The 21406-nt window shown below is 71.1% G+C and carries 15 protein-coding genes; 12 read left to right on the top strand and 3 right to left on the bottom strand.

The window, feature by feature from the left end:
* The first annotated feature begins 120 nt into the window (after positions 1 to 120).
* The 4 genes from OCT49_RS03240 (at position 121) to OCT49_RS03255 (ending at position 3896) form a co-directional block, all read left to right on the top strand.
* Entirely contained in the window at positions 121 to 534 is a 414-nt protein-coding gene (locus OCT49_RS03240; RefSeq protein WP_283850385.1) for a hypothetical protein, read from the top strand.
* Positions 535 to 710: 176 nt separating this feature from the next.
* Complete coding sequence (locus tag OCT49_RS03245) at positions 711 to 1022, top strand: hypothetical protein (protein ID WP_283850386.1); 312 nt, start codon at positions 711 to 713, stop codon at positions 1020 to 1022.
* 342 nt (positions 1023 to 1364) lie between these two features.
* Complete coding sequence (locus tag OCT49_RS03250; protein WP_283850387.1) at positions 1365 to 2597, top strand: cytochrome P450 family protein; 1233 nt, start codon at positions 1365 to 1367, stop codon at positions 2595 to 2597.
* Between the two features lie 189 nt (positions 2598 to 2786).
* Complete coding sequence (locus tag OCT49_RS03255; protein ID WP_283850388.1) at positions 2787 to 3896, top strand: NAD(P)-binding domain-containing protein; 1110 nt, start codon at positions 2787 to 2789, stop codon at positions 3894 to 3896.
* Between the two features lie 568 nt (positions 3897 to 4464).
* Here the strand turns inward: OCT49_RS03255 and OCT49_RS03260 are convergent.
* Positions 4465 to 6276, bottom strand: coding sequence for an ABC transporter ATP-binding protein (locus tag OCT49_RS03260; protein ID WP_283850389.1), 1812 nt, complete (start codon positions 6274 to 6276; stop codon positions 4465 to 4467).
* 144 nt (positions 6277 to 6420) lie between these two features.
* Here OCT49_RS03260 and OCT49_RS03265 point away from each other — a divergent pair, with 144 nt between their 5' ends.
* The 5 genes from OCT49_RS03265 (at position 6421) to OCT49_RS03285 (ending at position 15670) form a co-directional block, all read left to right on the top strand.
* A complete protein-coding gene (locus tag OCT49_RS03265) occupies positions 6421 to 6864 on the top strand; it encodes a MarR family winged helix-turn-helix transcriptional regulator (protein WP_283850390.1) in 444 nt (147 codons plus the stop codon).
* 77 nt (positions 6865 to 6941) lie between these two features.
* Positions 6942 to 9893: an FAD-binding and (Fe-S)-binding domain-containing protein gene (locus OCT49_RS03270; protein ID WP_283850391.1), complete on the top strand. Its 2952-nt coding sequence runs from the start codon at positions 6942 to 6944 to the stop codon at positions 9891 to 9893.
* Positions 9894 to 10343: 450 nt separating this feature from the next.
* Positions 10344 to 11798, top strand: coding sequence for a Gfo/Idh/MocA family protein (locus OCT49_RS03275; RefSeq protein WP_283850392.1), 1455 nt, complete (start codon positions 10344 to 10346; stop codon positions 11796 to 11798).
* A 171-nt stretch (positions 11799 to 11969) separates the two neighbouring features.
* Positions 11970 to 13892: an ABC transporter transmembrane domain-containing protein gene (locus OCT49_RS03280; RefSeq protein WP_283850393.1), complete on the top strand. Its 1923-nt coding sequence runs from the start codon at positions 11970 to 11972 to the stop codon at positions 13890 to 13892.
* On the top strand, positions 13889 to 15670 hold the full coding sequence (locus OCT49_RS03285; protein ID WP_283850394.1) for an ABC transporter ATP-binding protein: 1782 nt from the start codon (positions 13889 to 13891) through the stop codon (positions 15668 to 15670). Before OCT49_RS03280 ends, OCT49_RS03285 begins: the two co-directional genes overlap by 4 nt.
* 137 nt (positions 15671 to 15807) lie before the next feature.
* Here the strand turns inward: OCT49_RS03285 and OCT49_RS03290 are convergent, their stop codons facing one another.
* Positions 15808 to 16599, bottom strand: a complete 792-nt coding sequence (locus OCT49_RS03290; RefSeq protein WP_283850395.1) for a metal-dependent hydrolase — start codon at positions 16597 to 16599, stop codon at positions 15808 to 15810.
* A 79-nt stretch (positions 16600 to 16678) separates the two neighbouring features.
* On the opposite strand from OCT49_RS03290, the gene OCT49_RS03295 reads away from it, so the two are divergent.
* Both OCT49_RS03295 and OCT49_RS03300 read left to right on the top strand, forming a co-directional pair.
* Entirely contained in the window at positions 16679 to 19252 is a 2574-nt protein-coding gene (locus tag OCT49_RS03295) for a DEAD/DEAH box helicase (RefSeq protein WP_283850396.1), read from the top strand.
* A gap of 46 nt (positions 19253 to 19298) precedes the next feature.
* Positions 19299 to 20171, top strand: a complete 873-nt coding sequence (locus OCT49_RS03300) for an acyl-CoA thioesterase (protein WP_283850397.1) — start codon at positions 19299 to 19301, stop codon at positions 20169 to 20171.
* Positions 20172 to 20181: 10 nt separating this feature from the next.
* Here OCT49_RS03300 and OCT49_RS03305 read toward each other — a convergent pair whose 3' ends face one another.
* On the bottom strand, positions 20182 to 20430 hold the full coding sequence (locus OCT49_RS03305) for a DUF6011 domain-containing protein (RefSeq protein ID WP_283850398.1): 249 nt from the start codon (positions 20428 to 20430) through the stop codon (positions 20182 to 20184).
* 68 nt (positions 20431 to 20498) lie between these two features.
* On the opposite strand from OCT49_RS03305, the gene OCT49_RS03310 reads away from it, so the two are divergent.
* Positions 20499 to 21203, top strand: a complete 705-nt coding sequence (locus OCT49_RS03310) for a hypothetical protein (protein WP_283850399.1) — start codon at positions 20499 to 20501, stop codon at positions 21201 to 21203.
* Positions 21204 to 21406 lie beyond the last annotated feature (203 nt).

Here is a 21406-nt window from a genome sequence, read left to right on the forward strand (position 1 = left end):
CCGAACACGTACTCAGGCACGAGCCTTGCGATCAGACGAAGGTGAGGGCGAATATGTTGCACAAGGGCTCTGGTCTTCGCTTTCGGCGAGCAGCGTCGCGAACCAGGAGTGGGTGCCCAGGTGATCACCTTCCTGATCGATGGGGCGGGAAACCTCTTGGTCCCCGATGTCGGTGGGAGACGGCGGGCGAGGGCTCAGGCTCGCACCTTTGCCGAGGGGGGTGAGGTCCTCTTCGAGGCGTGCGTCCTCGGCGAACGCCCGTATTGCAGTCCGGGCGTGGTCTTCCTCGCAGCCTCCAGGACTGCTCTGCACGTATCGCCCACCGAGGTGAAGTCGCTCGCACGGCGGGCTCTGCCGACCGAACACCTCGCGATACGCCAGATCCACAGACGGACCCGATCAGACCCCCGGATCATCCGCCCCTTCTGGAGCGTCGCCGAGTGCCACGACGGGCACGTCGGCTTCGTGGTCGCCTGCGCACCTGAGCACATGCGCTATTTCACCGAATCGCTCGGAGCAGAAGGCCCGGGCTGAACACCAGAACCACCAACTGACCCCATCGGTCAGCGGGCTGACCAGATCAAGAGACCGGTTCGCGCCACCGCTGCAGACGATTGACGCACCACTCGGCAATGTTGCGTTGCTTGTCCCCCGGGCGGTTTCTTGCGGTCACCGCATCAGGCCCGGGCTGTCGGTGGTGTGATGGCTTCATGCGACCTGAGTACTGTGCGACCAGGAACCACATCGAGGTATGGCATGACCGTGTCCTGCCGCCGGGGCCGGAGCAGATCGGGTTCGGAACGGTGTTGCGCGGCTCGCTCCTGCCGATCCTGGTCTGGGCCGGGGTCGCATGCCTCGTGTACTTCCTCTACAACCCGGTCGCAGCGATGGCCCTCGGCGGGCTCTTCGTGTTGTCGTTCCTCGTGGGGTTCGGGCTGCGCCGCAGGGCAAAACACTCGATTCGCTGCAGCATCTACGGTGCACTGGGCGGAGTGCTCGACAAGTGCCTGGCCGGTTTCTGAAACGTTGCGGAGGCGGCCGCCCGTCGCCGTATCAGGCATGTTGACCGATGCGATCGGTGGAACGTGCGCGAAACAGACGGCTGAAGAAGACGGCCGAAGCAGACATTGGGGAGGGAGCCGCCCCAGTCGTCGCCCGTCCCGGCTCCGTCCTGCGGGCGCTTGTCGGGAGGACAGGTCCTTGGGCGTGTCACAGATCCGTCAGCTGCTCGGTCCATGGAGTGACGGCCTCGGCCCGCAGGCGGGTTCCTCCTCCCCGGGCCTCCGAGGTCATCGCGACTCGCCGCACGTGCCACCCGCTCCGTCGGGAGTCCGTACCGCACCCACCAGAAAGGAACCCCGGGCATGCCCGATGACCAGCCGCTCGTTCTCGACCCCACTGGTGCCGACCACCACGCCGAGGACCGGGCCCTGCGCGCCCGCGGGGCGGCCACGCCCGTGGACATCCTCGGGGTGACCGCGTGGTCCGTATCCGATCCCGGCCTCCTGAAGCACCTCCTGACCCGTGCGTGCGTCTCCAAGGACGCCCGAGCGCACTGGCCCGCCTTCGCCGACACCGCCCCCACCTGGCCGCTCGCTCTCTGGGTGACGGTCGACAACATGTTCACCGCCTACGGGAGCGACCACCGCCGCCTGCGCCGTCTGATCGCCCCGGCCTTCTCGGCCCGCCGGGTCGCCGCCCTGGCACCCGTCGTCGAGGACCTCGTCACCGGCATCCTCGACGACCTGGACGCCCTCCCGGCCGGTGAAGTCGTCGACCTGCGCGAGCACTTGGCCTACCCACTGCCGATCGCGGTCATCGGCCGGATGCTGGGCCTTTCCTCCACCCGGCTGAACGGGCTCCGTACCGTGGTGGACCGGGTGTTCGACACGACCCTCTCCGCTGACGAAGCCGCCGCGAACACGGCCACCCTCTACCAGCTCCTCGACGAGCTGATCGCCATGAAGCAGGCCTCGCCCGGCGACGACATGACCTCCCTCCTGATCGCCACCCGCGACGAGGAGGGCGACGGCAGTGCCCTCAGCCACGCCGAACTGCGCGGCACCCTCGTGCTGATGATCAGCGCGGGGTACGAGACGACCCTCAACCTCATCGACCAGGCCATCACCTCCCTGCTGACCGATCCGGCACAGCCGGCCCACGTCCGCGCCGGCCGGTGCGACTGGAACGACGTGGTCGAGGAAACACTGCGCCACGAGCCGGCCATCAAGCACCTGCCCATGCGCTACGCGCTCGAGGACATACCCCTGCCCGACGGACGGACGATCCGGGCCGGGGAGGCGATCCTCGCCTCCTACGCAGCCGCCAACCGCCACCCGGACTGGCACGGTCACGACGCCGACCTCTTCGACGCCACCCGGGCCACCAAGGACCACCTGGCTTTCGGACACGGCGTCCACTACTGTCTCGGCGCCCCTCTCGCCCGTCTCGAAGTCGCCACCGCCCTGCGCCTGCTGTTCACGCGCTTTCCCGACGCCCGGCTCGCGGTGCCCGCCACGGAACTGCGACCTCTGCCGACCCTGATCAGCAACGGCCACATGTCCTTGCCCGTTCGCCTGCGGCCGGTCGCCCGGTAACGGCTCTCCACCGACGGCAGGAGAGGGAAGCCCGGGGCCGGGAAGGGGAGGGCGGAGCCGGGGGCAGGAGGCTGGACATCTCCTGGCCCCTTGGTTCTCCTCCGTACCGTCCCGGGAGATTCTCCTCCGTACCGTCCCGGGAAGATCCGAGCCTCCGCGACGGTTAGTAGAAACGTGAACGATTTTGGGGTGGCTGCGACACGTGCGGTCGATGTCGTCGTGATCGGCGCCGGACAGGCGGGACTGTCCGGCGCCTACCATCTGCGACGTACCGGCCTGGAACCCGATCGCGACTTCGTCGTGCTCGACCATGCCCCGCGCCCCGGCGGCGCCTGGCAGTTCCGCTGGCCCTCGCTGACCTACGGCAAGGTCCACGGCATGCACGCCCTGCCGGGCATGGAACTCATCGGGGCTGACGACAACCGCCCCTCCTCCGAGGTCATCGGCGAGTACTTCGAACGGTACGAGCACGCCTTCGACCTGCGGGTCCACCGCCCTGTCGAGGTGAGCGCGGTGCGCGAGGGCGAGGACGGGCGGCTGCTCGTCCAGACGTCCGAGGGCATGTACGCCACCCGCGCCCTCATCAACGCCACCGGCACCTGGGACCGGCCGTTCTGGCCGCGCTACCCGGGCCAGGAAAGCTTTCGGGGGCGGCAGCTGCACACCGCGAACTACCCGGGCCCGGCCGAGTTCGCCGGACAGCGCGTGGTGGTGGTCGGCGGGGGCGCCTCCGGTACGCAGCACCTGATGGAGATCGCCGACGTGGCGGCCGAGACGTACTGGGTGACGCGCCGGCCGCCGGTCTTCCGGGAAGGCCCGTTCGACGCGGACCGGGGCCGGGCCGCGGTGGCGATGGTGGAGGAGCGGGTCCGGCGAGGGCTGCCGCCGCAGAGCGTGGTGAGCGTGACCGGGCTGCCGCTCACCGACGCCGTCCGGCGCGCCCGCGAGCAGGGAGTGCTCGACCGGCTGCCGATGTTCGACCGCATCACGCCCGACGGGGTCGCCTGGGACGACGGCCGGACGGTCGAGGCGGACGTCATCCTCTGGGCGACCGGTTTCCGGGCCGCCATCGACCATCTCGCACCGCTGAAGCTGCGCGAGCCGGGCGGCGGCATCCGGGTCGAGGGCACCCGGGCGGTGCGGGACGCCCGCATCCATCTCGTCGGCTACGGGCCGTCCGCCAGCACCATCGGCGCCAACCGGGCGGGGCGGGCCGCGGTGCACGAGATCACCCGACTGCTGGACGGGCGGGACGCCACGGCGCGGACCGATGAGGAATTCGCACCTGCCACGCCGTGAGGGACGGCACGAGCCCCGGGCGGCACGAGCCCCGGGCGGCACGAGCCCCGGGCGGCACGAGCCCCGGGCGGCACGAGCCCCGGGCGGCACGAACTTCGAACCGCACTACCCCCGGACTGCGCGCGCCCCGGGCTGCACGGGCTTCGAACGGCACGGATTCCGGACGACATGACCTCGACCCTGAAAACAGAACACACGAACAAGGGATCGGGTGTTCGCTGGAACGCGTGATCGTTTCGTCATTCGTTGCCCGAGGCACCTGCGACGCAGGATGATTACAGGGCGCAAGCGACGGGCTGCAGACCGCGACTGCGCTGTCCCACATATGCACACGTACAAGGAGAAACACCGAATGAACGTCATCACCAACCTGCTCGCCGGCATCGTCCACTTCGTGGGTTGGCTCGTCTGACCATCGCTCCGCCCGGCGCCGCCGCTCCCCGTCCCACGGGAGCGGCGGCGTCGCCGCGTTTCCGGACGGAGCGCAATCGGGAGCGGTGGAACCGAGCCACGGGTGCGGGCGGGCGGGACAGGCCGGGCGAGCGGGGGCGGGACCTTCCCGTCCCGATCAGCCCGTGGCAGGGGCGGGGGTGAACCGGGTGTCCCGGCGGACCAGGGCGGCATAGCGGCCCTCCTGTGCCAGGAGTTCCTCATGGGTGCCGCGCTCGGCGATCCGGCCGCCGTCCAGGACGACGATCTGGTCCGCGTCGCGGACGGTGGAGAGCCGGTGCGCGATGGTGATGGTGGTGCGCCCCTCGGAGAGTGCGTCGATCGCCTCCTGCACGGCGAACTCCGTGCGGGTGTCCAGGGCGCTCGTCGCCTCGTCGAGCACCAGCACGGGCGGATCCCGCAGGATCGTACGGGCGATGGCGAGACGCTGCTTCTCGCCTCCCGAGAAGCGGTGACCGCGCTCGCCGACGAGGGTGTCGTAGCCGTCGGGGAGCGACGCGATGTGGTCGTGGATCTGTGCCGCGCGGGCCGCCGCCTCGATCTCCTCGTCGGTGGCGTCCGGGTTGGCGAAGCGCAGGTTGTCGGCGACCGAGGCGTGGAAGAGGTACGTCTCCTGGGAGACCACGCCCACGGCCCTCGCCAGGGTGTCGAAGTCCAGGTCGCGCACGTCGACGCCGTCGAGCGTGACCCTGCCGCCGGTGACGTCGTAGAGCCTGGGCACCAGGTGGCCGAGGGTGGACTTGCCCGATCCGGTCGGTCCGACGACCGCCAGGCTGCTGCCGGCCGGGACGGTGAGGTCGATGCCGCCGAGCGTGGGCCCGCTCTTGTCGTCGTAGCCGAAGTCGACGTCCTCGAAGCGGATCTCGCCGCGGATCTCCGTCGGCCGGACGGGCTTCTCGGGCTCGGTGATGTCGATGTCGAGGTCCAGGTACTCGAAGATGCGCTGGAAGAGTGCGAGGGACGTCTGCATCTGCACCCCGGTGGAGAGCAGGCTCACGGCGGGCCGGAAGAGGCCCTGCTGGAGCGAGACGAAGGCGACGAGCGTGCCGATGGAGACCGCCGGTCCGCCGGACTGCAGGGCGATCCCCGCCGCCCAGTAGATGACGGCGGGCATGGCGGCCATGACGATGCCGATCGTCGACATCCGCCACCGCCCGGCCATGCTGGAGCGCACTTCGAGGTCGACGAGCTTCTCGGACTCCTCGGCGAAGTTCTTGACGAGGGAGTCCGAGCGGCCCATCGTCCGGCCGAGCAGGATGCCGCTGACGGAGAGCGACTCGGTGACCGTGGCCGCCATGGTGGCCATCTGCTTCTGGCGCCGGGTGGTGATCCTCTTGCGTTCCCGGCCGACCCGGCGGCTGATCCACACGAAGACCGGCAGCAGGAGCAGCGAGACCAGGGTGAGCCGCCAGTCGAGCGCCAGCATGGCGACGACCGTGGCGACGACCGCGGTGAGGTTGGAGACCAGCGACGTGGCGGTGGAGGTGACGGTCGCCTGCATGCCGCCGATGTCGTTGGCGATGCGGGACTGCACCTCACCGGTGCGGGTCCGGGTGAAGAAGGCGAGCGACATCCGCTGCAACCGGGCGTAGACCGCGGTGCGCAGGTCGTGCATGACGCGCTGGCCGACCGTGGTGGAGATCAGGGTCTGCAGGACTCCGAAGACGCTGTTCATCACGGCGGTGAGGATCATGCCGAGGGCGAGCAGCGACAGCAGCCCCGTACGCCCCTGGGGAATGGCCGTGTCCAGGATCTCGCGCAGCAGGAACGGCGAGGCGACCGACACCAGCGACGAGGCGCCGACGAGCAGTCCGACCAGCGCGAGCCGGCCGCGGTAGGGACGGAAGAGGCGCAGGATGCGTCGCACCTCGGCGGGTGGGCGCTCCCCGTCCCGCGGCGGGGGCGTCCAGTTGATTTCGTCGGGTTTCATGGGCTCCTTCGTCGGGCGTGCGAGAGCCGCCGGTCGTGCGGCAGCGGCGGCTCGACCCCGAGGGATCGACCGGTCAGGACTTTTGGGAGCATAGCTCATTGTTACCTACGCTCACAATGCACAAGGTCCTGATATTGTTCCCCCATGGACTCCTCCGACGCCGACGGCGTCCTCGCCGAGCAGCTGTTGCGGGTCACCCGCAGGCTCCAGCGGATCCAGAGCCGCCAGCTGGAGCCGATCGGCATCACCCCCGCGCAGTTCCGCCTGCTCCGCACCGTCGCGCATTACGACCGCCCGCCCCGGATGGCGGACCTGGCCCAGCGCCTGGACGTGGTCCCGCGTGCCGTGACGAGCCTGGTCGACGGCCTGGAGGCGAGCGGCCGGGTGCGCCGCGCCCCCGATCCGGACAACCGCCGGGTGGTCCGGATCGAGATGACCGATGAGGGCCGCGCCACCCTCCGGTCGCTGCGCGACGCGCGCCGGGCCGCCGCGGAGGAGATCCTGGCTCCACTGACCGCCGATCAGCGCGAGGTGCTCGGCGGACTGCTGACCGCCCTGGTCAACGGGATGCCGGAGCGCCGCTGCTAGACCTGCGGCCGTGCTGCGCCCGCCGGGCGCGGGCGTGTCCGCCGCCGTACCGACCGAACCGCCGAGGAGAACCCGACATGCCACTGCTGGAGCCGAAGCCGGAAACACTCCGCCCCGAGGTGCCGCGTACGCCCTCCGTGGACAGGGTTCCCGCCCGCCAGGCTCCGGGCACCCCCGATGCGCTGCGCGACGAACTGGTCGCCCTGCTCGGGCCGGAGAAGGTGCTGTGGAAGGTCTCCGACCTGGTGAAGTACGCCTCCGACGCCAGCCCCTACCGGTTCGTCCCCCAGGTCGTCGTGGTCCCGGAGGACATCGACGACGTCTCCGCGATCCTGTCGTACGCGCACGGCAGGGGCCGCGAAGTCGTCTTCCGGGCCGCCGGCACCAGCCTGAACGGGCAGGCCCAGGGCGAGGACATCCTCGTCGACGTGCGCCACCACTGGGCGGGCATCGAGGTCCTGGACGACGGCGCGCGGGCCCGCATCCGCCCGGGCACGACGGTCCTGCGGGCCAACGCCACCCTCGCCCGGTACGGCCGGCTGCTGGGCCCGGACCCGGCCAGCGCCATCGCCTGCACGATCGGCGGGGTCGTCGCCAACAACGCCTCCGGGATGACCGCGGGCACGACCCGCAATTCCTACCGCACCGTCTCCTCCCTCACCTTCGTGCTGCCGAGCGGCACCGTCGTCGACACCGGCGACCCGAGAGCGGACGAGGAACTGGCCCACGCCGAACCCCGGCTGTGCGAGGCGCTGATGGCGCTGAAGGCGGAGATCGAGGCGGACGCCGGGCTCACCGCCCGGATCCGCGCCAAGTACGAGATCAAGAACACCAACGGCTACCGGCTCGACGCCTTCCTGGACGGTGCCACGCCCGTGCAGATCCTGCGCGGTCTGATGGTCGGTTCCGAGGGCACCTTCGGCTTCATCTCCGAGGTCGTCTTCGACACCCTGCCGCTCGACCGCCATGTCTCGACGGCCCTGTTGTTCTTCCCGTCCCTCACCGCCGCCGCGGCGGCCGTGCCCCGTTTCAACGAGGCGGGGGCGATCGCCGTCGAGCTGATGGACGGCAACACGCTGCGCGCGTCGGTGAGCGTTCAGGGCGTGCCCGCGGACTGGGCCGGGCTGCCCAAGGAGACCACGGCTCTGCTGGTGGAGTTCCGGGCCCCGGACGAGGCCGGTCAGGAGGCGTACGAGCGGGCGGCGGCGACCGTCGTCGAGGAGCTCGACCTGGTCGCCCCGGTGGCGTCGGTGACCAATGGCTTCACCCGTGACGCCGGGACCATCGCGGGTTACTGGAAGGCCCGCAAGGCGTTCGTCACCGCGGTCGGCGGCTCCCGGCCCTCGGGCACGACGCTGATCACGGAGGACTTCGCGGTGCCGCCCTCCAGGCTGGCCGACGCCTGCGAGGCCCTGCTCGCGCTCCAGGAGGAACACGGCTTCGACGCCGCCGTGGCGGGCCACGCCGCACACGGCAATCTGCATTTCCTGCTCGCCTTCGACGCGGCGAAGCCGTCCGACGTGGACCGTTACGCCGCGTTCATGGACGACTTCTGCCGCCTGACGGTGGAGCGCTTCGACGGCTCGCTGAAGGCCGAGCACGCCACCGGTCGCAACATCGCCCCCTTCCTGGAGCTGGAGTGGGGTCCGAAGGCGACCGAGCTGATGTGGCGCACCAAGCAGGTCATCGACCCCGACGGGGTGCTGGCCCCCCGCATCGTGCTCGACCGCGACCCGAGGGCCCATCTGCGCGGACTGAAGACCATTCCCGAGGTCGAGCCGGTCGCCGACCCCTGCATCGAGTGCGGCTTCTGCGAACCTACCTGCCCCAGCCACGACCTGACGACCTCGCCGCGCCAACGGATCGTGCTGCGCCGGGAGATGATGCGGCAGCCGGACGGCTCCCCCGTGCAGACGCAGCTGCTCGACTCGTACGGCTACGACGCCGTCGACACCTGCGCGGGCGATTCGACCTGCAAGCTCGCCTGCCCGGTCGGCATCGACACCGGCGCCATGATGAAGGACTTCCGCCACCGCCGGCACTCGCCCCGCGAGGAGCGGATCGCGGCGCTCACCGCGAAGAACTTCAAGGCGGTGGAGGCCGCGGCCCGGCTCGCGGTCGCCGCGGCCGACCGGATCGGCGACCGCATCGGCGACGGGCCGCTGGAGACCATCACCGGGCTCGCCCGCCGGGCCGTGCGCCCCGATCTGGTGCCCGAGTGGCTGCCCGAGATCCCCGGCGCCGCCGCCCGGCAGCTGCCCCGCACCTCCCGCACCGGGGCGAGCGCCGTCTACTACCCGGCGTGCGTGAACCGCATCTTCGGCGGGCCCGACGGGCATCGCGGCCCGTCGCTGCCGGAGGCGGTCGTCGCGGTCTCCGCCCGTGCGGGAAAGCCGGTGTGGATCCCTGACGACGTCGCGGGGACCTGCTGCGCGACGATCTGGCACTCCAAGGGGTACGACGACGGCAACACCGTGATGGCCAACCGCATCGTGGAGGCCGCCTGGGGCTGGACGGCGGGCGGAAAGCTGCCGCTGGTCGTGGACGCCTCCTCGTGCACCCTGGGCATCGCCCACGAGGTGGTGCCGTACCTCACCGAGGACAACCTCGAGTTGCACCGGGAGCTGACCGTCGTCGACTCCCTCGTCTGGGCGGCCGACGAACTGCTCCCGGAGCTGACCGTGCTGCGGAAGACCGGTTCAGCGGTGCTGCACCCGACGTGCTCCATGCAACACCTGGGCGATGTGGAGCAGTTGCGTGCGGTCGCCGAGGCGTGCGCGGAGGAGGTCGTGATCCCCGACGACGCCGGGTGCTGCGCCTTCGCGGGCGACCGCGGCATGCTGCACAAGGAGTTGACGCAGTCCGCCACGGCGAAGGAGGCCGCCGAGGTGAAGCAGCGGGAGTACGACGCCCATCTCTCGGCCAACCGGATGTGCGAGATCGGGATGGACCGGGCCACGGGCCGTTCGTACTACTCGGTCCTGATGGAGCTGGAACGGGCGACGCGGCCGGGGCCGGTCGGGCGGTGACGCCCCCGTACCCCGGGCAGCGGTAGGCGGCGAACCCGCGGACCGACCCGCCGGACGGGCCTGTGCTGTCGGGCCCGTCCGGCTTTTCCGTGTGGGCGCGAAGAGTTCGCATGCGTAGCAGCTCCGCGTACATGGCAGATTCGTGTACGGGCAGGACCGCGTACGCGGCAGGGCCGTGTCCGTGACAGGGCCGTGTACAGGGCAGATTCGCGCCCGCGGCAGGACCGCGCACGGGGCAGGTTCGTGTGCGGGCAGGTCCGGGTACAGGGAAGTGCATGCGCGCACGAAAGTTCGCACGTGCACGAAAAGTCCTTCCTGCGCGCACAAAAGTCCATGGTTTCAAAGCAGGAGTCCAATCACTCCCCTTGCGCACCAACAGTGCCAACTACCAAGGTCCTTACCGAGGTTCATTCAGAAGCCGCGCACGTCAGACCCCCTTCCGGAGGATCGATGAACGACGCAGCACAGCAGGACGACGGCACTCAGGGCGGCGACGAGGGCTCGATGAGCCGTCGCTCGGTCCTGCGCACGACCGCAGGTGTGGCCGGTGCCGGGCTCGGGCTCGGCGCCCTCGCCGGTGGTACCGCCTCCGCCGCCACCCCTGCCCGGGGCCCCGAGGACACCGCCGCGGAACAGACGTCCGTCCCCAAGCGCCAGGGACGCACCATGGCGGGCGTGCCCTTCGACCGGCGCTCCACCGTCCGGGTCGGCATCGTCGGCCTCGGCAACCGCGGTGGCAGCATGATCGACCTCTTCCTCTCCGTCAGCGGCGTGCAGGTCGTCGCCGTCTGCGACCCGGTGAAGGACAAGGCGCAGCGGGCCGCGGCGAAGGTGACCGCGGCGGGCCGGCCGGCGCCCGCCGTCTACACCAACGGCGAGGACGACTACGAGAACCTCTGCAGGCGCGGGGACATCGACTTCGTCTACGTGGCGACGCCCTGGGACTCCCACTTCCAGATGGCGAAGACCGCCATGCTGAACGGCAAGCACGTCGGTGTGGAGTGTCCGATCGCGCTCCGGCTCGATCAGCTCTGGGAGCTGGTCGACCTCTCCGAGCGCACCAGACGCCACTGCATGCAGTTGGAGAACTGCTGTTACGGGCGGAACGAGATGCGGGTGCTGCGCATGGCGCACGCCGGGCTCTTCGGCGACCTCCTGCACGGCGCGGGCGCGTACAACCACGATCTGCGCGGCCTGATGTTCGACCCGGACTACTACGAGGGGCCCTGGCGCAGGCTGTGGCACACCCGGTTGCGCGGCGACCTCTACCCCAACCACGGTTTCGGGCCGGTCGCCAACTACATGGACATCAACCGCGGTGACCGCGCGGTGAGCATCACCAGCGTCGGATCCCCGGCGCTCGGGCTCGCCGAGTACCGCGAGAAGCACATGCCGGCCGGTGACCCGAGCTGGAAGGAGACCTACATCGAGTCCGACCGGACGATCAGCCTCGTCCAGACCGCCAAGGGACGGGTCATCCGGCTGGAGCACGACGTGTCCACCCCGCACCCCTACTCCCGGATCAACAGCCTCGGCGGGACGAGGGGCGTCTTCGAGGACTATCCCGCGCGCATCTACATCGAGCCCGACCACACGAACGACAGCTGGGGCGACTTCTCCGCATACCAGGACTGGGACCACTGGCTGTGGAAGGAGCACGCCAATCCGCCCGGCGGGCACGGCGGCATGGACTACATGCTGGTGTTCCGGCTGATGCAGTGCATGCGGCTCGGTCTCGTCCCCGACTTCGACGTGTACGACGCGGCGACGTGGACGGCGCCCGTGCCGCTCAGCCACCTGTCGATCAAGGCGAAGGGCGCGCCGCAGCAGATCCCCGACTTCACCCGCGGCGAGTGGAAGAAGGCCCGCCCCGGAATGGACTCGGAGAATCCGGAAAAGGCCTGACGTCCCAGGTCGGGGCCGTGGGTCCGGTGCTGCTCGGCCGAACCGTTCCGGACACCGCGGCCCCGTCCGGATCGTCCAGAAAATCAATTGCTCCGACTGACGTTCGGGGGCGAACCTGGGACGGTTCGCGGCATTCGCTGCACGAACCGGCACATCGAACCATGGGACGTCATGCAGATTCGCGATCTTCCGTACTCGGATCCCGGCGACCCCGATATCCGGTCGGGCCCACGGTTTCTGCTCTGGCTCGGCCGCAATCAACTCCGCGGACAGCTCATGTCGATGGCCTGGGGCCTGCTGCACCAGTGTTCGCTGGCCGGTCTCCCCCTCGCCGCGGGTTTCGCCGTACAGGCCGTCGTGGACCGTTCCGGGAGCCGGCTCGCGTGGGCGGGCGGTCTGATCGTGGTCCTGGGCGTGCTGATCGCCCTGGGCGACACCATGCTCCACCGCACCGCCATCACCAACTGGATCACCGCCGCGGCGCGCGTGCAGCAGCTGCTGGCGCGCAAGACCGCGGAGCTCGGCTCCGCGCTGACCCGCCGGGTCGCCGCGGGCGAGGTCGTCGCCGTGTCCACCGGCGACGTCGAGAAGATCGGCTGGTTCGTCGAGGCGCTGTCCCGCTTCGTCTCGGCCGCCGCCGCCCTCGTGCTGATCTGTACGGGGCTCCTGCTCTACCTGCCGTCGCTGGGCCTCCTGGTGGCCCTCTCCGTGCCCCTGCTGGCCCTGGCGGTGCTGCCGTTGCTCCCCCGGGCCACCCGGCGCGCCGACCTCCAGCGGGAGAAGGCGGGCCGGGCGACCGAGCTGGCCTCGGACACCGTCGCCGGGCTGCGGGTGCTGCGCGGGATCGGCGGCGAGGAGCTGTTCCTCGACCGCTACCGGCACGCCTCGCAGGAGGTCCGCGAGGCCGCGGTGCGCAGTGCGCGGATGTGGTCGCTGATCTCGGCGATCCAGGTGCTGCTGCCCGGTGTGCTGCTCATCTCGCTGGTCGTGTACGGGGCGGCGCTGGCCAGGGACGGCCGGATCGAGGTCGGCCAACTGGTCACGGTGTACAGCGCGGCGGCGCTGCTGCTGTTCCCGCTGCGCCACTTCGAGGAGATCGCGATGGCGTACTCCTTCTCCCGGCCCTCCGCCAAGCGCGCGGTGCGTGTGCTGTCGCTGAGTCGCGCGGACCGGCCCGCGAGTCTCGACACCGCGCCGGCCGGCGATCTGTACGACCCGGTCACCGGGCTGATGGCCCCGGCCGGCCTGTTCACCGCGGTGGTCTGCGGCGACCCGGACGAGGCGGGGCGGCTGGCCGAGCGCCTGGGCGGGCACGCGCAGACGGAGCCGGAGCCCGGCCCGGCCACGGACGGGGACGGGGGTACGGCGAAGGACGGGGACGGGGGTACGGCGAAGGACGGGGACGGGGGTACGGCGAAGGACGGGACGGACGGAGCCGTGCCGAAGCCGGAAACGGTCCCGTCCGTCCTGCTCGGTGGCGTACCGCTGGACGAACTCCCGCTGGAGACCGCCCGTACCGCCGTGCTCGTCCAGGACAAGGACCCGGTGCTGCTCTCCGGCACGCTGGGCGAGCTGCTGGACGTGCCGTCGTCCGGTCTGGTGGCCGCCGAGGACGCGCTGGCCGCCGCCCGGTGCGGCGATGTGCTGGACGCGTTGGCGCAGGCGTCCGCCGATGCGGGCGGCGATCCGATGACCACGCGCATCACCGAGCGCGGCCGTTCGCTCTCGGGTGGCCAGCGCCAGCGCCTGGCCCTGGCCCGCTCGTTGGTGGCCGACCCGGAGGTGCTGGTTCTCGACGAGCCGACCTCCGCCGTCGACTCGCACACGGAGTCCCGGGTGGCCGCCGGGATCAAGGAGCTGCGCCGGGGCCGCACCACCGTGGTGCTCGCCTCGTCGCCGCTGCTGCTCGACCTGGCCGACCGGGTGGTGCTCGCGCACCGGGGCACCGTCGTCGCGGTCGGTTCGCACCGCGAGCTGCTGCGCACGGAGCCCCGTTACCGGGCGGTCGTGACACGCGAGACGGACGACGAGATCGCCGCCCCGGGTGCCGGGGACGCGTTCAGGACGATCGAGGAAATCGAGGAACGGGCATGATCGGCGTCGCGGAACCGGCGTACGACCCGGCCGCGCCGGAATCGGCGACGACCCTGCCGGTGGGTACTCCCGCCACCGTGCGGAGCTATGTGCGGGAGCTGTTGCGGCGCCATCGCGGGCCGTTCGCCGTGCTGATCTCGTTCAACGCCGTCGCGGTGATCGCCTCGATCGTCGGCCCGTACCTGCTGGGCGGGCTGGTCGAGGATCTCTCCGAGGGGGTCCGGGACCTGCATCTGGAGCGCACGGCCGGGGTGTTCGCGCTCGCGCTGGTGGTGCAGACCGTGTTCACCCGGATGATGCGGCTGCGCAGCGCGATGCTCGGCGAGGAGATGCTGGCCGATCTGCGCGAGGACTTCCTCGTGCGGTCGGTGAGGCTGCCGCCGGGGGTGCTGGAGCGGGCCGGGACGGGTGATCTGCTGTCCAGGATCACCACGGACGTCGACCGGCTGGCCAACGCGATGCGCGAGGCCGTGCCGCAGCTGGCGATCGGTGTGGTGTGGGTGGGGCTGCTGGTGGGCGCGCTCACCGTGACGGCCCCGCCGCTGGCGCTCTCGGTGCTGGTCGCGCTGCCGGTCCTGATCGTCGGCGGCCGCTGGTACTTCCGGCGGGCCCCGTCCGCGTACCGCTCGGAGGCTGCCGGTTACGCGGCGGTCGCGGCGACGCTCGCGGAGACCGTGGACGCCGGGCGGACCGTGGAGGCGCACCGGCTGGGCGCGCGCCGGGTGGAGTTGTCGGACCGGCGGATCAAGGAATGGACGGCGTGGGAGCGGTACACCCTCTTCCTGCGTTCCGTGCTCTTCCCCGTCTTCAACGCCACCTATGTGACGATCCTGGGCGCGGTGCTGATGCTCGGCGGCTGGTTCGTCATCGAGGGCTGGCTGACCGTGGGGCAGCTGACGACGGGTGCGCTGCTGGCGCAGATGATGGTCGATCCGATCGGCCTGATCCTGCGCTGGTACGACGAGTTGCAGGTCGCCCAGGTGTCGCTGGCCCGGCTGGTCGGCATACGGGACATCGAGCCGGACGCGGGCGACGCGGAGGTGGTACCGGACGGTCGGGAGATGCGGGCCGACGAGGTGCGCTTCGGTTACCGCGCCGGGCTGGACGTCCTGCACCGGGTGTCGCTGGACGTGGCGCCGGGCACCCGGATGGCGCTGGTCGGCCCGTCGGGCGCCGGCAAGTCCACGCTGGGCCGGTTGCTGGCCGGGATCTACGCGCCGCGCGCGGGTGAGGTGACGCTCGGCGGGGCGGAGTTGTCCCGGATGAGGGCGGAGCAGGTGCGTGCGCATGTGGCACTGGTCAACCAGGAGCACCATGTGTTCGTCGGTTCGTTGCGGGACAACCTCCTGCTGGCCCGTGCGGGTGCCGGGGACACGGAGCTGTGGGCGGCGCTCGCAGCGGTCGACGCGGACGGCTGGGCGAGGGCGCTGGAGGAGGGGCTGGACACCGAGGTCGGTTCCGGGGGTCTGGCGCTGACCCCGGCCCAGGCCCAGCAGATCGCCCTGGCCCGGCTGGTCCTGGCCGATCCGCACACGCTGGTGCTGGACGAGGCGACGTCGCTGCTGGACCCGCGGGCCGCCCGGCACCTGGAGCGGTCGCTGGCCCGGGTGCTGGAGGGGCGCACGGTCGTGGCGATCGCCCACCGGCTGCACACCGCGCACGACGCGGATGTGATCGCGGTGGTGGAGAGCGGCCGGATCAGTGAACTGGGCAACCACGACGAACTGGTGGCGGCGGACGGCGCGTACGCGGCGCTGTGGCGGTCCTGGCACGGCTGAGGGACCACCGCGGCCGAGGGACCGCACGCCTTCCGGCCGGGGCGATGAAAATCCCCCGGCCGGAAGGCGTGCGGTCCCGGCGGGGGGCTGTGGAGCGGTCGGGGCCGGGGCACTGTGCGGTGTCCCGGCCCCGGCGGTCAGATGATGTTCAGCGCCGCTGCCCCGCCCACTCCCCCGAGCACCATGAAGGCCGGCATGAGCACCTTCAGCTCCACCCAGCTGCCGGCCCGGAACCGCATGGCCTTCGGCGGGCCGACCGGGTACCAGCGCTTGCGGCCGATCGGGATGGGCCACAGGATCGGGCAGCCCGAGACGGTCAGCGCGTCACCGATGTCGTGGACGAGGGCGCCGAGCACGATCGGCAGCCCGAGCCACAGGTACTCCTGGCCGGGGGCGGTGAACAGCCAGTCGGAGCCGTTGCCCGGCTCGGCCAGGACGCCCGCCAGTATCCAGGCGCTGGTCGCGCCGAGCAGCCAGACCAGGACGTCGCTGGACATCCGGGCGGCCCGCCACAGCAGTCCTTCGACGGCCAGCACCAGGTGGACGAAGAGGATCCCCAGGACCGCCCACCGGCCGCCGGTGACCGCCGCGGCGGAGGCCCCGGCGCCGATCAGGACGGCCCAGACCCAGGTGTGCGTCAGGGTCCGGTGACCGCCGTTGCGCTGCGAGTCGCCGCGCATCTTCGTCGCCTTGTAGACGGCGTGCGAGAGCTTGTCGACGATCTCGCAGAGCCCGCGGGAGACCGGTCCGAAGGCGCGCGAGATGGTCGCGGACTTGTGGTCGAGGTCCGGGGCGAGCGCGGCTCCGGCGGTGATGAGCGCGCCCACGACGAGGACGGGCCACGGCATCGCGTGGTCCGTGGCGGCCGCCACGGCACCCACCCCCAGCCAGGCCGCCGCCCCTGACAGCGAGTGTGCCGGTCCCATCATGGTGCTTCCCGCCCCCAAAATCGTCCTGCCGCCGTTTGCCGTTGTGGCACGGCCGAGTTGAGTGGGCAGCGTATCGCCCATGATCTTCATACGGTCGTCCGGTTCCCTCATCCGGGCGGAAGGCAGGCAAGATGGGGGCGTGACCCTTATCGATCAGCTGCCCCCGACCGACGACCCCGACGCCCTCTTCGAGGCTTTCTCGTCATGGACCGAGAGCCGGGGCATCTCCCTCTATCCGGCCCAGGAGGAGGCACTGATCGAGGTGGTCTCCGGTGCGAACGTGATCCTGTCCACCCCGACCGGCTCCGGGAAGAGCCTGGTCGCGGCGGGCGCGCACTTCACCGCGCTGGCCCAGGACAAGGTCACCTTCTACACCGCGCCGATCAAGGCGCTGGTCTCGGAGAAGTTCTTCGACCTGTGCAAGCTGTTCGGCACGGAGAACGTCGGCATGCTCACCGGCGACGCCTCGGTCAACGCCGACGCCCCGGTGATCTGCTGCACGGCCGAGGTGCTGGCCTCCATCGCGCTGCGCGACGGCAAGTACGCCGACATCGGCCAGGTCGTGATGGACGAGTTCCACTTCTACGCCGAGCAGGACCGCGGCTGGGCCTGGCAGATCCCGCTGCTGGAGCTTCCGCAGGCCCAGTTCGTCCTGATGTCGGCCACGCTCGGCGACGTCCGGATGTTCGAGGAGGACCTGACCCGCCGCACCGGCCGTCCCACCTCCGTGATCCGCTCAGCGACCCGGCCGGTGCCGCTCAGCTACGAGTACCGGCTGACCCCGATCACCGAGACCCTCACCGAGCTCCTGGACACCCGGCAGGCGCCGGTCTACATCGTGCACTTCACCCAGGCCGCGGCCGTCGAGCGGGCGCAGTCGCTGATGAGCATCAACATGTGCACCAAGGAGGAGAAGGAGAAGATCGCCGATCTGATCGGCAACTTCCGCTTCACCACCAAGTTCGGCAAGAACCTCTCCCGCTACGTGCGGCACGGCATCGGGGTGCACCACGCGGGCATGCTGCCGAAGTACCGGCGCCTGGTGGAGAAGCTCGCCCAGGCGGGTCTGCTGAAGGTGATCTGCGGTACGGACACGCTCGGCGTCGGCGTCAACGTCCCCATCCGCACGGTGCTGTTCACGGCGCTCACCAAGTACGACGGGACCCGGGTGCGGACGCTGCGGGCCCGTGAGTTCCACCAGATCGCGGGCCGGGCGGGCCGGGCCGGTTTCGACACGGCGGGCTTCGTGGTGGCCCAGGCGCCCGAGCACGTCATCGAGAACGAGAAGGCCGTCAGGAAGGCGGGCGACGACCCGAAGAAGAAGCGCAAGGTGGTCCGCAAGAAGGCCCCCGAGGGCTTCGTCGCCTGGTCGGAGACCACCTTCGACAAGCTGATCCAGTCCGATCCGGAGCCGCTGACCTCCCGTTTCCGGGTCACGCACACGATGCTGCTGTCCGTGATCGCGCGCCCCGGCAACGCCTTCGAGGCGATGCGGCGGCTGCTGGAGGACAACCACGAGCCGCGCCGGGCGCAGCTGCGGCACATCCGCCGGGCCATCGCGATCTACCGCTCGCTGCTGGACGGCGGCGTGGTGGAGCAGCTCGACGAGCCGGACGCGGAGGGCCGCATCGTCCGGCTCACCGTCGACCTCCAGCAGGACTTCGCGCTCAACCAGCCGCTGTCCACCTTCGCGCTGGCCGCGTTCGACCTGCTGGACCCGGACTCCCCCTCGTACGCGCTGGACATGGTCTCCGTCGTCGAGTCGACGCTGGACGACCCGCGGCAGATCCTCGCGGCGCAGCAGAACAAGGCGCGCGGCGAGGCGGTCGGGCGGATGAAGGCGGACGGGGTCGAGTACGAGGAGCGGATGGAGCTGCTCCAGGAAGTGACGTACCCGAAGCCGCTGAGCGAGCTGTTGTGGCACGCGTACGACGTGTACCGCAGGAGCCACCCGTGGGTGGGCGACCACCCGGTGTCGCCGAAGTCCGTGATCCGTGACATGTACGAACGCGCCATGACGTTCACGGAGTTCACCTCGCACTACGAGCTGGCCCGGACCGAGGGCATCGTGCTGCGCTATCTGGCGAGCGCGTACAAGGCGCTGGAGCACACCATTCCGGACGATCTCAAGTCCGAGGACCTGGAGGATCTGATCGCCTGGCTCGGCGAGCTGGTCCGTCAGGTGGACTCCAGTCTCCTGGACGAGTGGGAGCAGCTGGCCAACCCGGAGATCGAGACGGCCGAGCAGGCGCAGGAGAAGGCCGACGAGGTGAAGCCGGTGACGGCGAACGCCCGCGCCTTCCGGGTGCTGGTGCGCAACGCGATGTTCCGCCGGGTGGAGCTGGCCGCGCTGGACCGGGTCGGCGAGCTCGGCGAGCTGGACGGCGACGCGGGCTGGGACGAGGACGCGTGGGGCGAGGCGATGGACGCCTACTGGGACGAGTACGACGAGCTGGGCACCGGCCCGGACGCCCGCGGTCCGAAGCTGCTGAAGATCGAGGAGGACCCGGCGCACGGGCTGTGGCGGGTCCGGCAGGCCTTCGCCGACCCGAACGGCGACCACGACTGGGGCATCAGCGCCGAGATCGACCTGGCCGCTTCCGACGAGGAGGGCCGGGCCGTCGTCAAGGTCACCTCCGTGGGCCAGTTGTGAGGGCGTCCGCCGTGGGGACACCGCAGCGAGAGTGGGGAAGAACCGCATGACGAACCCTGCCGATCGCCTGGTCGGCCTGCTGGACCTGGAGCGGATCGAGGTCAACATCTTCCGGGGGCGCAGCCCCGAGGAGTCCCTGCAACGGGTCTTCGGCGGGCAGGTCGCCGGGCAGGCGCTGGTCGCGGCCGGCCGGACCACCGAGGGCGACCGCCCGGTCCATTCGCTGCACGCGTACTTCCTGCGTCCGGGGCGGCCGGGGGTGCCGATCGTCTACGAGGTGGAGCGCGTCCGGGACGGCCGGTCGTTCACCACGCGCCGGGTCACGGCCGTCCAGCAGGGCCGGACGATCTTCAATCTGACGGCGTCCTTCCACCGGCCGGAGGAGGCGGGGTTCGAGCACCAGCTGCCGCCGGCCCGGGAGGTCCCGGACCCGGAGGGGCTGCCGACCGTCGCCGACGAGGTGCGCGAGCATCTGGGCGTGCTGCCGGAGGCGCTGGAGAGGATGGCTCGGCGGCAGCCCTTCGACATTCGGTACGTCGACCGGCTGCGCTGGACGAAGGAGGAGGTCAAGGGCTCCGATCCGCGCAGCGCGGTGTGGATGCGGGCGGTCGGCCCGCTGGGTGACGATCCGCTGGTGCACACCTGCGCGCTGACGTACGCGAGTGACATGACGCTGCTGGACGCGGTCCGCATCCCGGTGGAGCCGCTGTGGGGGCCGCGCGGTTTCGATATGGCGTCCCTGGATCACGCCATGTGGTTTCACCGGCCGTTCCGGGCCGACGAGTGGTTCCTGTACGACCAGGAGTCGCCGATCGCGACCGGTGGTCGGGGGCTGGCCCGGGGCCGGATCTACGACCGCGCGGGCAATCTGCTGGTGTCCGTGGTGCAGGAGGGGCTGTTCCGGGCCCTGGGCTCGTAGCCGTACCTCTTCAGACGCCGGGCAGCGGGTCCTGCTCGACCTCGTGGCGGCGGGTGCGGATGTCCGGGGGCGCGGGGTGCAGTTTGGCGTCGCAGGCGGGGCCGAGGCCGGTGCGGCGCGATTCGGTACCGGTGAGCGGACGGCCGCACAGGCGGCAGCGCACCACCCGTCGCCGGGCGGCCGGGCCGTCCCCGGGCGCGGGCTCGGCGCCGGGGGCCGGGGCGGGGAGGGGCTCGGGGAAGAGTTCGGCGGACACCACGGAATCGATCTTTCCAGAGCGCCCGTCTACTGTGCGACTTCCGAGCACATGACGGAGGGGGTTGCCCGGTGAGCAACGTACTGGCGATGAAGCCGGTGGTACGGCCCGGGAAGGGCGGCGGGGCGAGGGCCGCGGTCCCGGGGGCGGTCGTGCCCGTCGGTCATGTCGTCGAGGCGACCGACGAGGCCGACGGCGGGCGCCGGGAGGTGGCGCACGTGGAGCGCGAGCTGCCGCCGGGCGGTGTGTCCGCGTATCTGGCGGCCCGCAAGTCGGGGGCGCGTTCCTTCGTGCTGTGGGCGGATCCGGAGCGCCGGGAGCGGCTGGCCACGCTGGTCACCGAGTCCGCGTCCGACGGCGTCTGCGTCTACCGGGTGCTGGGGGCGGGGGGCGAGACGATCGGCGTGCTCGTGCGGGAGAAGGCCCTCTCCGGGAAGGGGCTGCGGACCCGGTGGACGGTGGCGCAGCCCGGCTGCCCGGAGGCGGTCGGTTTCAAGGGCCGGATCTTCTGGTGGTTCGTGTGGTGGCTGCTGCTGCCCCTCCAGACGGCCATCGGTGTGGGCAGTGTCCTGAGCGGGGGCGGCGACGTGGCGCGCGGGCCGCGTCGCATCATCTGGCGGGCCGGCCGGGAGGTTCCGCTGGAGTTCCTCTCGGACGACAACGAGGTCCATGTCCACGCGCCCTGGGTCGACTGGCGGCTGGCGGCCGCGCTGGCGGCGCTGATCCCCACCTTCGACAGCTGGCTGGGCACGCCCTGGGACGACAAACGGAACTGAGCCGGGCCGCGCGGTGCCGCCCCGATGACGTCGTCGCGCCGTCGGGCCTCCCGGCAGCGGCAGGCGGGAGGCCCGGAGTGCCGGGAGCCCGTCGAACCGCGATGATCGGACTCGGGGCCGCGGGCACCTGCCGAGAAGGCGTCCGTCCCGCGGACCCGTGCCCCGGCGCCGTACGGCGCGGCGCCCGTACAGCGGCAGGAGGG

Origin of the sequence: Streptomyces sp. ML-6 (genome assembly GCF_030116705.1) — a bacterium.
In the GTDB taxonomy this organism is placed as follows: Bacteria; Actinomycetota; Actinomycetes; order Streptomycetales; family Streptomycetaceae; genus Streptomyces.

Bases quoted from the DNA above. Each gene is read 5' to 3' on its own strand.
- OCT49_RS03245 (WP_283850386.1), top strand. From the start codon at position 711: ATGCGACCTGAGTACTGTGCGACCAGGAACCACATCGAGGTATGGCAT.
- OCT49_RS03250 (WP_283850387.1), top strand. From the start codon at position 1,365: ATGCCCGATGACCAGCCGCTCGTTCTCGACCCCACTGGTGCCGACCAC.
- OCT49_RS03260 (WP_283850389.1), bottom strand. From the start codon at position 6,276: ATGAAACCCGACGAAATCAACTGGACGCCCCCGCCGCGGGACGGGGAG.
- OCT49_RS03265 (WP_283850390.1), top strand. From the start codon at position 6,421: ATGGACTCCTCCGACGCCGACGGCGTCCTCGCCGAGCAGCTGTTGCGG.
- OCT49_RS03270 (WP_283850391.1), top strand. From the start codon at position 6,942: ATGCCACTGCTGGAGCCGAAGCCGGAAACACTCCGCCCCGAGGTGCCG.
- OCT49_RS03275 (WP_283850392.1), top strand. From the start codon at position 10,344: ATGAACGACGCAGCACAGCAGGACGACGGCACTCAGGGCGGCGACGAG.
- OCT49_RS03280 (WP_283850393.1), top strand. From the start codon at position 11,970: ATGCAGATTCGCGATCTTCCGTACTCGGATCCCGGCGACCCCGATATC.
- OCT49_RS03285 (WP_283850394.1), top strand. From the start codon at position 13,889: ATGATCGGCGTCGCGGAACCGGCGTACGACCCGGCCGCGCCGGAATCG.
- OCT49_RS03290 (WP_283850395.1), bottom strand. From the start codon at position 16,599: ATGATGGGACCGGCACACTCGCTGTCAGGGGCGGCGGCCTGGCTGGGG.
- OCT49_RS03295 (WP_283850396.1), top strand. From the start codon at position 16,679: ATGATCTTCATACGGTCGTCCGGTTCCCTCATCCGGGCGGAAGGCAGG.
- OCT49_RS03300 (WP_283850397.1), top strand. From the start codon at position 19,299: ATGACGAACCCTGCCGATCGCCTGGTCGGCCTGCTGGACCTGGAGCGG.